At 38.6% G+C, this 12,009-nt stretch carries 3 protein-coding genes; all 3 read right to left on the bottom strand.

The features are described 5' to 3' along the window. The coding region (locus tag PVV64_RS09310; RefSeq protein ID WP_273760743.1) for a hypothetical protein at positions 1–9,789 on the bottom strand (9,789 nt) is incomplete at its 3' end. An 869-nt stretch (positions 9,790–10,658) separates the two neighbouring features. Then, positions 10,659–10,814, bottom strand: a complete 156-nt coding sequence (locus PVV64_RS10590; RefSeq protein WP_404978426.1) for a YadA-like family protein — start codon at positions 10,812–10,814, stop codon at positions 10,659–10,661. 890 nt (positions 10,815–11,704) lie between these two features. Then, the coding region (locus tag PVV64_RS09305) for a YadA-like family protein (RefSeq protein WP_273760741.1) at positions 11,705–12,009 on the bottom strand (305 nt) is incomplete at its 5' end.

Here is a 12,009-nt window from a genome sequence, read left to right as displayed (position 1 = left end):
ACTATTCGCAACGGTGATTTCTGTACCTTCTTTCTCAGAACCTATCTTGATAACCTTACTCTCTTTATCTTGCTTCACAAGGCTATCACTCACAACTTGGCTAATCTCCTTATTAATCTCATTATGAATATTGGTGAAAGAAGTTCCTACACTTGCAAAAGCTTTTGCTACATCATCATAACTCTGTTCTTCAACCTTACTACCATCTTCATTGACAGTCTTCACTTTGAAGCTTGGAGCCTTCCAGTTGCCTTTTTCATCATAACCAGCGCCACCACCAAAATAGGTCGCAAATGTCTGATTCATCGTATAAAGTTGTGAACCATTCACGGCATCGCTTGAATTTGCTGTGATATCTCCATTCGCAAGATACTTAATCTTGCTGTTGGTCTTGGCATCTTCTTTACCGTGTTGAGCAACAAACGCGTTATCATTATCACTCCATAACAAGGCATTTTGCTTAATATGTTCAGTAACCTCATTATTATTTTGAGAAATCTCTTTATGAAGATCGGCAAAAGAATGATCAACACCAGAAAATGCATCCGCTACTGTCTGATAATCCTTATCCTGCACTCTATAAGTCGGTGCAACACCTTTAAACACATCTGCTCCACCACCAAAGAACTTTGAAGTATTCTCAGCAACTGTTTGCAGATTATTCGTTACAGCCGTGACATTCTGATTGGTTGCAAAAAGCTGAGAACCATTCACAGCTTCTGTTGATGTTGCTGAAAGAGTTGCCGCCTTCACACCTGAGATACGACGTCCCGCACCTTCACTATTCGCAACGGTGATTTCTGTACCTTCTTTCTCAGAACCTATCTTGATAACCTTACTCTCTTTATCTTGCTTCACAAGGCTATCACTCACAACTTGGCTAATCTCCTTATTAATCTCATTATGAATATTCGTGAAAGACGTTCCTACACTTGCAAAGGCTTTTGCTACATCATCATAGCTCTGCTCTTCAACCTTACTACCATCTTCACTGACAGTCTTCACTTTGAAGCTTGGAGCATTCCAGTTGCCTTTTTCATCATAACCAGCGCCACCACCAAAGGACTTGGCTATATTGCTCGCTGTTGTTTGCAGATTATTCGTTACAACCGTGACATTCTGATTGGTTGCAAAAAGCTGAGAACCATTCACCGCATCAAACGATACATCTGAAAGCTCTCCCGCTTTCACACCTGTGAGGGTCCGTGCGGCATGATCCGTGTTTGCAAAAGTCACTTGAGTCCCGCTCTTTTCACCTCCAACCGAAATCACATGGGTCTTCTCATCTTGCTTTACAAGGCTGTCTCCTACAACTTGATTAATCTCATTCTTAAGCTCTTTATGAATATTCGTGAATGAATTTCCTACACCAGCAAAGGCAGACGCTACATCATCATAGCTCTTTTCTTCAACAGCACTACCATCATCCTTGACTGTTTTAACTTTAAAGCTTGGAGATACCCATTTCCCTTCCTTATATCCAGCTCCACCGCCTAAATAGCGCGCTAACGTATTGCTCATCGAATAAAGCTGAGAGCCATTCACCGCATCAAGCGATTCTTCTGAAAGTACTCCTGATTTTACGCCTGTAAGAGTCCGCGCAGCATCACCACTATTGGCAATGTTAATGCTTGTTCCACCCTTTTCAGCACCTATCTTGATAACCTTGCTCTCTTCATCTTGCTTCACTAGACTATCACTCACTACATTGTTGATCTGTGTATTGATCTCCTTTGTAATGTCATTTTTAACATTTGTGATAGAATTACCAACTCCAGCCAAAGCTTCCGCTACATTGCTATAACTCTTCTCCTCAGCCTTACCATCATCACTAAAATGCTGAACTTTCAAATCTGGAGCTGTCCATTTCCCTCCTTCATACTTCGCTCCACCACCAAAATAGGTTGCAAGCGTATTATTCATCGAGTAAATCTGTGAACCATTCACAGCCTCCGTTGAGTCAGAAGCAATATTGCCATCCAAAAGATGTGTGATCTTGCTATTGCTTTTCTTTTCTCCGTGCTGCGCGACAAAGGCCTCTTCATCCTTGTTCCACAACAAAGCATCCCCTTTAACTTCTTGCGTAATATTCGTGATGTTTTCAGTAAGTTCATTATATTTATTCGTGAGATTAGTATTCACATTCTGGATATTCGTATCAAGACCTGCAAAGGCTGAACCAACATCGTTATATGATTTCTCTATTACCTTACCTTTTATATCGACACTCGATAATTTATAGGTCGGACCTGTAAAAGTTCCTTTCTCAAAAGCCGCACTACCTCCTAAAAATTTGGCTACATCCTGAGAAATTGTATTAATCTGACCACCGGTAACCGCATCATGCGAATTCTCAGTAAGCTTACCATCGGCAACATTATGTAATCCAACAGGAGAAGCATTTTGACCTTTTCCTAAAGTTACATTCGTATAGTCTATTTGACCTTCTTTCTGTTTATCGTAAAGAACAACAGCGGAATCCTCAGATTGAAGCTTATTAGAAAGCTGCTCCAACCCTTGATCAAATTGCTCTTTATTAACCGCTTCATTACCTTTCTCTGCCGCCTTTACACCAGAAAGGGTACGATCCGCTTTATCCTTGCTAGCAATATTGATTTGTGTACCATCTGTTTCGCCACCAATATTGATCTGCTTGGTTGTTTCATCCTGCTTGACAAGGCTATCACTCACTACATTGTTAATCTGTGTATTGATCTCCTTTGTAAGGTCATTTTTAACATTTGTGATAGAATTACCAACTCCAGCCAAAGCTTCCGCTACATTGCTATAACTCTTCTCCTCAGCCTTACCATCCTCACTAAACTGCTGAACTTTGAAATCTGGAGCTATCCATTGCCCTCCTTCATACTTCGCTCCACCACCAAAATACGTCGCAAGCGTCTGATTGAGAGAATACAGCTGTTTTCCAGTAATAGCATCCGTTGAAGCCGCTGTAACAGCACCATCCAAAATATGCGTAATCTTGCTATTGGTCTTTGCACCATCCTTCCCATGCTGAGCCACAAAAGCACCCTCAGCACTATTCCAATTTAAAGAATCTTGTGCAACTCCCTCTGAAACTTCCTTAATCCGATCATTCACATTCTTGATATTTGTATCAAGACCCGTAAAGGCTGAACCTACATCACTAAAAGACTTCTCTTTTACCTTACCTTCTGCAGAAACCTCTGACAATGCATAGCTTGGACCTGTAAAAGCACCATTATCAAAGGCTGTATTTCCACCTAAGAACTGTGCTACATCCTTGCCGATTTTATCAATCTGCTGACCAGTGATCGCATCACGTGATGTGGAAGAAATCTTACCATCCGCAACATTATGCAGAGCTGTAGGGATCTCATCCTTACCACCAAAAGTGACACTCGTATAATCCGTCTGACCATCATCCTTTTTATTATAATGAACAACCGCTGAATCTTCTGACTGAAGATGATTAATCTGGTTAGTAATCTCATTTTTAATATTCGTGAAAGACGTACCTACACCTTCAAAAGCAGCAGAAACATTCTTATACTCTTGCTCTTCAGAGTTACCATCCTCTTTAACTGTCTTAACTTTGAAGATTGGAGCTACCCATGTGCCATTCTCATAGCTCGCACCACCACCAAAATAGCTCGCAACTTTATCACCCAAAGAATGAAGCTGCGAACCATTTACTGCTTCTGTTGAAGCAGCAGATATATCTCCGGAAGCAAGATACTTAATCTTGCTATTCGTTTTTTCTTCTTCTCCATGCTGCGCTACAAACGCATTATCTTTAGCGCTCCAGTTCAAAGAATCCTGTGCAACTCCCTCTGAGACTTCCTTAATCCGCTGATTCACATTCTTGATATTCTTATCTAACCCTTCAAAAGCTGAACCAACAGTTTTAAAGCTATCCTTTTTTACATTTCCTTGTTCATCAACACTGGATAAAGTATAGGTCGGTTCTGTAAAAGAACCCTCTCTAAAAGTTACTCCACCACCAAGAATTTTCGCAACACCATCAGTTATTTTATGAACCTGTCCACCATTGATTGCATCATGGGAATTCTCAGAAATAATACCAGCAGAAACATTGTGGAGCGCTGTGAGGACCTTATCTTTACCTCCCAAAGTAACATTTGTATAATCAGTTTTATCATCCTTTTTATCATAATGAACAACCGCTGAATCTTCTGACTGAAGATGAGTAATTTGGTTAGTAATCTCATTTTTGATATTTGTGAAAGACGTACCAACTCCAGTCAATGCTTCCGCTACATTGGTATAGTTCCTCTCTTCAGAGTTACCATCCTCTTTAACTGTATTTATCTTAAAGTTAGGAGCTTGCCATTCTCCTTTTTCGTTATAACCAGCTCCGCCACCAAAATAGGTCGCAAATTGCTTGTTTAAAGAATAAAGTTGGTTACCTGTAACAGCATCTGTGGAACCAGAAGAAATGTTACCATCCGAAAGATGTGTTATTTTGCTAGCTTTTCTGTCATTATCTTTCCCATGAAGCGCACTAAAAGCATTGTCAGACTTGCTCCACAATAAAGAATCCTGTGCAATTCCCTGAGAGACTTCTTTAATACGATCATTCACATTCTTGATATTGAGATCAAGACCTGCAAAAGCTGTTCCAACACCTTGATAAGAACTCTTGCTTACTGTTCCATCTGTAGCAATATAAGATAAGTTATAGGTTGGCTCTGTAAAAGTACCATCTTTAAAAGATGCTTCACCACCTAAGAATTTGGCAATATCTTCACCAATTTTGTTAATTTGACCACCATTAATTGCATCATGCGATGCTGAAGAAATTGCACCATCCGCAACATTATGGAGAACGGTAAAGGTTTTATCTTTACCTCCTAAAGTGATACTCGCATAATCAATCTGATCATTATCTTTTTTATCATAATGCACAACAGCGGAATCATCTGACTGAAGATGAGTAATCTGGTTGGTAATTTCATTTTTAATATTCGTGAAAGACGTACCAACTCCTGTTAAAGCTTCGGCTACATTGTGATAAGTCTCATTTTTTTCCTGACCTTCAGCGTTAACTGTATTAACCTTAAAGCTTGGAGCTACCCATACGCCATTCTCATAACTCGCTGCACCACCAAAATAGGTCGCAACCTTATCACCTAAGGAATGGAGTTGATTACCCGTAACAGCATCCGTTGAACCAGCAACAATATTGCCATCTAAAAGATGCGTAATTTTGCTATTGGTTTTTGCACCATCATTCCCATGCTGAGCATTAAAGGCGTTATCAGTCTTGCTCCACGATAAAGAATCCTGTGCAACACTTTGAGTCACTTCCTTAATCCGATCATTCACATTCTTGATATTTGCATCAAGCCCTGCAAAAGCCGTTCCAACACCTTGAAATTTGCTCTCTGTTACACCGCCATCTTTAGAAATGTAGGATAATTTATAGGTTGGCTGTGTAAGAACACCGTTTTTAAAGGATGCTTCTCCACCTAAGGATTTAGCAATATCTTCACCGATTTTATTAATCTGACCACCCGTGATTGCATCGTGCGAATCCTTGGCAATACTACCATCAGCAACATTGTGAAGTGCAACAGATTTTTTCTCTTTACCACCTAACGTCACACTCGTGTAATTAATGGTGCCGTTTTTATCATCTTTATCATAATGAACAACAGCAGACTCATCTGACTGAAGATTATCAGAAAGTTTCTTCAAACTTTCTTGAAGCTGACCTTTGTTAACAGCTTCATTATCCTTTGTTGCAGCTTTCACACCGGAAAGTGTCCGATCTGCTTTGGAACTGTTGGCGATGTTGATTTCATTGCCTTCTACTTCTTTACCAATAGTGATATAATTGGTTTCTTTATCTTTCTTAATAAGGCTATCACCTTGTACATTGGTAATCGCATTATTAATCTGTTGAGTAATTTTATTCTGAACGTTTGTAAAAGAAGTACCAACACCAGTTAAAGCCTCTGCTACATTTTTATAAGTCTTATCTTCTTCTTTGCCTTCACCGTTAACAGTTTTTAGTCTAAAAGTTGGTGCAGTCCATTGCCCATCTTTATAACCAGCTCCACCGCCAAAATAGGTCGCAAGGGTATTGCTCATCGAATAGAGCTGTTTACCCGTAATGGCATCTGTAGAATCAGAAGCAATATTACCATCTAAAAGATGTGTAATCTTACTATTTGTCTTTGCATCATCCTTGCCATGCTGAGCACTAAAGGCTTTATCTGTTTCACTCCACAATAAAGCATCGTCTTTGACAGCAGTAATGGCATTATTTACTTGTTCAGTCACTTTATTCTGAACATTTGTGATAGAACTACCAACGCCACTCAAAGCATCGGCGACATTTTTATAAGTCGTCGTTTCTTCCTGTCCATCATCTTTAACTGTTTGTACTGTAAATGTTGGGTCAGTCCATTTGCCATCCTCATATTTGGCACCACCACCAAAATAGGTCGCAAGAGTATTGCTCATAGAATAAAGCTGTTTACCCGTAATGGCGTCTGTAGAATCTTCCGAAATATTACCATCTAAAATATGCGTAATCTTGCTATCTTTTCTTGTCTCGCCTTCCCCGTGAGAAGCAACAAAGGCATTGTCAGAATTATTCCAATTTAAAGAATCCTTTGCAACTTCTTGAGAGACCTCCTCAATGCGCTTATTTACATTCTTGATATTCATGTCAAGACCTGAAAACGCTGAACCAATATTGGTAAAGACAATCGGTGAGCTCTCGCCATCTACAGTAATACTAGATAAACTATAGACTGGTTCTTTTAAAGTGCCATTCTCAAATGATGCATTACCTCCTAAGACTTTTGATACATCCTTACCTATTTTATACATCTGCTGACCATTGATCGCACCCAGTGAAGACTCAGATATATCACCATTAGCAATATTATGAAGTGCAACAGGGGTAGAACCTTTGCCTTTTCCAAAAGTCACATTCGTATAATCAATTTTACCATCGTTCTTTTTATTGTAATGAACAACTGCTGAATCATCTGACTGAAGGCTCTCAGAAAGTTTTTTCAAATTGTCATCAAGCTGGCCTTTGTTAACAGCTTCATTGTTTTGCACTGCATCCTTTACACCGGAAAGTGTCCGATCTGCTTTGGAACTGTTGGCGATGTTGATTTCATCACCTGCTACTTCTTTACCAATAGTGATATAATTGGTTTCTTTATCTTTCTTAATAAGGCTATCACCTTGTACATTGGTAATCGCATTATTAATCTGTTGGGTAATTTTATTCTGAACGTTTGTAAAAGAAGTACCAACACCAGTCAGAGCTTCTGCTACATTATGATACGTCGCATCTTCTTCCTTGCCTTCACCGTTAACAGTTTTTAGTGTAAAAGTTGGAGAAGTCCATTGCCCATCTTTATGCCCATCTTTATAACCAGCTCCACCGCCAAAATAGGTCGCAAGGGTATTGCTCATCGAATAAAGCTGCCCCCCCGTAATGGCATCTGTAGAACCAGAAGAAATATTACCATCTAAAAGAGAGGTAATTTTACCTCTTAACTTCGGTATCGGTTCCCCCCCTTCCTCTTCAAAACCCTTTCCATGCAGCGCTACAAACGCATTATCCCTTTCACTCCATAATAAGGCATCGGCTTTTACATTGGTAATGGTATCATTTACATTGGTAATGGCATCATTTATCTTTTTGGTAATTTTATTTTGAACATTTATAATAGAACTACCAACTCCACTCAAAGCATCGGCGACATTCTTATAAGTCGCATCATATTCTTGTCCATTATTTTTAACTGTTCTTACTCTAAATTCTGGAGCAAACCATCTGCCATCTCTATAACTAGCTCCACCGCCAAAAGATTTGGCTATATTCGTGGCAGCGGTATTAAAATTATCTGATACCGTTTTCACATTTTTATTTGTAGCAAACAACTGCGATCCAGTAACGGCTTCTTTTGAATTTTCTGAGATGTCACCAGCTTTTATACCCGTAAGAGTACGCTGCTCGCTTTTGTTATTGGTAATATCAATTTTGTCACCATCGGTTTTTTTACCAATGGTGATATGTCTTGTATTGGCATCCTGTTTTACAAAACTACTGGCGGTTACTTGATCTTTGATATCTTTTTCAACTGTCTTCAGCTGTCCAAAATTCACAGCATCGGTCTCGTTAGTACCCGTTGCCACATTGGTTATCTTTTTATTCCCTGCATTAATACCGGCAGTTGTGATTTGTGGACCTTTCGCAATTTTCAAGCCCGTGGCATCGAAAGTATTGGCACCTGCTGTTACGCTCTCTAGTGTGATGTTCTTTGCTAAATCAAACTTTACCTTGTTGTCATCTTGTCCTTTGGTGATTTGGAGATTGTTACTTCCAGTAGAAAAATCTACGTCACTATCTAAAAGCACTGTTTTAGCATTTTTACCATCAACAGACAGTTTCCAACCGTTCTTTCTTACAACTTCTTCTAAATCTTGCAGCTGTCTAAGATTCACTGCATCAGAAGGTTTACTACCAGCTGCAACACCTGTAATCTGTCGTGTTATAGCATCACCATCACCAACACTAAAAGCGCCCACAGTACTCTTCCATTGGGATTCGGTGTTGGTGGCTGGTCCTTGCAGAATAGGAGTATATCCAAAAACACCAGCGGCCCTATTGGACACAGAATTGTTCCCTATAGCAATACCACCATCAACATTCACTTTGGAATCGTAACCTATAGCAATACCTCCCTTTGCATTTGCCTTTGAAAATACCCCTAAAGCAATACTTTGCTCTGCATTTGCCTCTGAATAAAAGCCTACAGAAACAGCGTGTTTAGCCATTGCATAGGCACGATGACCAACAGCAGTGGTACCATACTCCATAGCCTTAGAAACAGCACCCAAAGCCGTTGAATAATCACCATTGGCAGTGGTATAATCATTATCCCCGTGCTCACTCTTCACATTATATTCAGAACCTAACGCTACACTGCTTTTCCCCAAAGCGTGTGCCATGCGACCTATAGCCATACTATCTTCTTTTGTCGCCTCTGCCTCATTACCCACAGCTATACCGAATTTCCCCGTTGCCTTTGCTTTCTCACCAATAGCAACACTGTGTTCACCGCTTGCTTTTGTCAATCCACCAAAAGCAACCCCAGCGTCTCCTGACGCTTCTGCCCCCACACCTATAGCAACCGTCACCTTCCCACTTGCAAGTGCAGCAACACCAAAGGCTTGCGATCCTCCAGTCCGTGCCGTTGCATTTGCACCAAATGCTACGGAATAATTTCCCGTTGCAGAAGAACCACAACCGGTGGCAAAAGAATAAATACCATAAGCCTCAGGCATGATATTTGTATCACCACCCGTCGATGCCCCCATATAACCCGTACCCCCACTGGTCCTCCCATCACCAGACCATCTTTGTTGATTTAAGCTTTGGCTATAAGGAGAAACGCCATTTACCGTTTTGTATTCGGCAAATCTCTGATATTCTTCTTCCACACTTATTATACGCCCAGAACGCGGAGCACTTCCTCCACGACCAGTAACATGATCTACACCACAGAAATCATCATCACCAGAAAAAACAATACTGCCATGACTCCCTTTAGGATAACTTACCTCTGGAGCATTTTGACTCATATTCTTTGCTGCTGTAATAGCGAGATTCGAAGCCACCACAGGAAATCCACTCGATAAAAGCATGGCCATTGCCGTTCCCAACGAAAGCTTTGCAAATAAAGATAAACGCCGAGAAACAGATACAGCATGCAAACTAGGTCTCTTTGATGTGGCAGATAATTTTTTCATAACAAACTCTCCAATGAAAAAATTTAAAAAGCATATCCAGAACATAAAAAAGACACATTTCAGTGTTATTTGCACTGTTGTAGTAGTACTTGTATCAAAACTTGTGATCAAAGTGAGAACATTTTGAGTCTTTGTTTTTGTTTTGTGACGCTTTCTATGTTGAGATCTAAATGTGGAAATGTTTAATGGACTGAAAATGATACATTTAGATTATATTCAGGTTTAGAGGCGGTTTTCGCCCTTTGGGTTTTAAAAAGGGATTTTATGTATTTAAACATTAAAGGCATTTTACTTAATAAGGATCTTATTACTTAAAACAGTACTTTCAGAAGTATTTTGTTACTTTAAAGTTGGTAATGAATTCTTTCTTATTAAGAAGTTTTTTTCTTAATAAGAGGTAAATTATTAACCTATGATACTTAAGAAAAATAAGGGGTTTTGATTTATAGCATTTTTTTATCAAGTGTAATGCAACAGTGTGAATTTGTTTTGCTATTATTTTTTCGTCTTTTACGCATTACTCCCCCCCTTTTAATTATCTTATTTAATCAAAATGAGTCTTACTAATATACCTCTCTCACCACTATCTGTTATTTAACAAAATAGCAACAAAAAAATAAAACTTTTTATTAATTGGAATAAAAATATATGTTTTCACATCGTTATGTGATCTTTTTTCAACATTAAAAACAATATTCTAAAAAAAATTAGCGTTTACAAAAAAATTGAACATAAACGACTCTTTAAAAATATTACAAAAGATAAAATACAAATTCTCATATAATTTTCAAACAAAATACTTAAAAGAAAACTATATTTTCATAACTCAAGTACAATCTTGCTGGCTATCTATTAATTCAGCTTTACTCTTAAGTTGCTCCTATGCTCCAATGTCCTTCTGAAATCGTCGCAAATATATTTGACCAAATCTTCCTATTTTCAGACATATAACTTGCTCCAATCGCGAAGGCGGATTGATTGCACCATATGCCTGTCTCAATCGATAAACTTAAAGAGTCTAGCATATTTTCATAACTCAAATTCGATACAGCTAAACCTATAGCCACTGCCTGTCTCGACTCTTCGCGACAATAACCTTACCATAACTGGCTTTTCGTTTGCTTATAGGCATTTGTTTACGTCTTTTATGTTATATGCATAAAGCTCAAATTGAGAAGAATATAGGAATAATCTCTGCTGAAGAGATGAAAGTTTCATGGGATGCTACAACAAAACTTTCCATGCCTTTGTCATCAGAATCACTAAAATGATTAAACAAACCCTTTGTTTTCCAAAAATGATTTTATCCTTTCACTTACCGATTGTAATCCCTTTTCACATACGATAATGATATCATATATAACTTGAAATATAGCCGCGCATAAAGCTATTTTACACAACTGGCTAGCATAAATAACAATTTTCCCTCAAAAGAGGCATCTCCCTACAAATTACAATATCTTTGATTGTAATCTCATCACCACAAATCATATGGTATATCCCCGTTACAAACTGACAATTGGTATATTATGCAAAGCAACCTGTATCTTCATTTTATTATTGAATAATAATACTCCATTCATTCATAATGCGATTGTTATGTTCTTTTTTCATAAAAACAGTGCATCATAAGATCAAATTTTGCCGCGAAAAGACAAAAAATACTTAATAAAAGCAATTACTCAATTTCCAAAAGAATGTCTTTTAAACAATAACAAAAATCGAGAATAATATGGATTCTACAAATTATTCCTCTTTGATACGATAAATACTTTTTTACCACAAACTTACCAATGAGAACGTCAAATAGGCTATTTATTGATAGTGATCCTTTATTTCCTATCGATCTCCATGAGTGATTAAAAAATTCCCTTCGCCTTATTTAAGAGAAGGGAAATTTCTATTTTTTTTACTGTTAATTCAACGTGACCCTAAATCCAGCACCTATACCCCAATGACCTCCAGCACTCGTTGCAGATATATTAGAGCGGAATTTCCCATTTTCAGACATATAACCAGCACCGATAGCAAATGCCGATTGGCTACGCCATACACCCGTACCAAATGAAAAACTTACTTTCCCTGGTGTATCGTCATAACTTAAATTAGAGACAGCCAAACCAACAGCAGCTGCTTGTCTTGCTTCTTTGCGTACATCCTCAACTGCATAATTTAACGTCTCAAACTTCATATCCGTGTAGGCTTTGGATTCATTAACCC

This window comes from Bartonella sp. ML70XJBT.G (assembly GCF_028618575.1).
In the GTDB taxonomy this organism is placed as follows: Bacteria; Pseudomonadota; Alphaproteobacteria; order Rhizobiales; family Rhizobiaceae; genus Bartonella.
Note: the sequence above shows the minus strand (reverse complement) of the source record. Positions and strands in the feature narration are given on the sequence as shown.

Excerpts from the sequence above, each read along its gene's own strand:
- PVV64_RS10590 (WP_404978426.1), bottom strand. The coding sequence starts at position 10,814 with ATGCTAGACTCTTTAAGTTTATCGATTGAGACAGGCATATGGTGCAAT.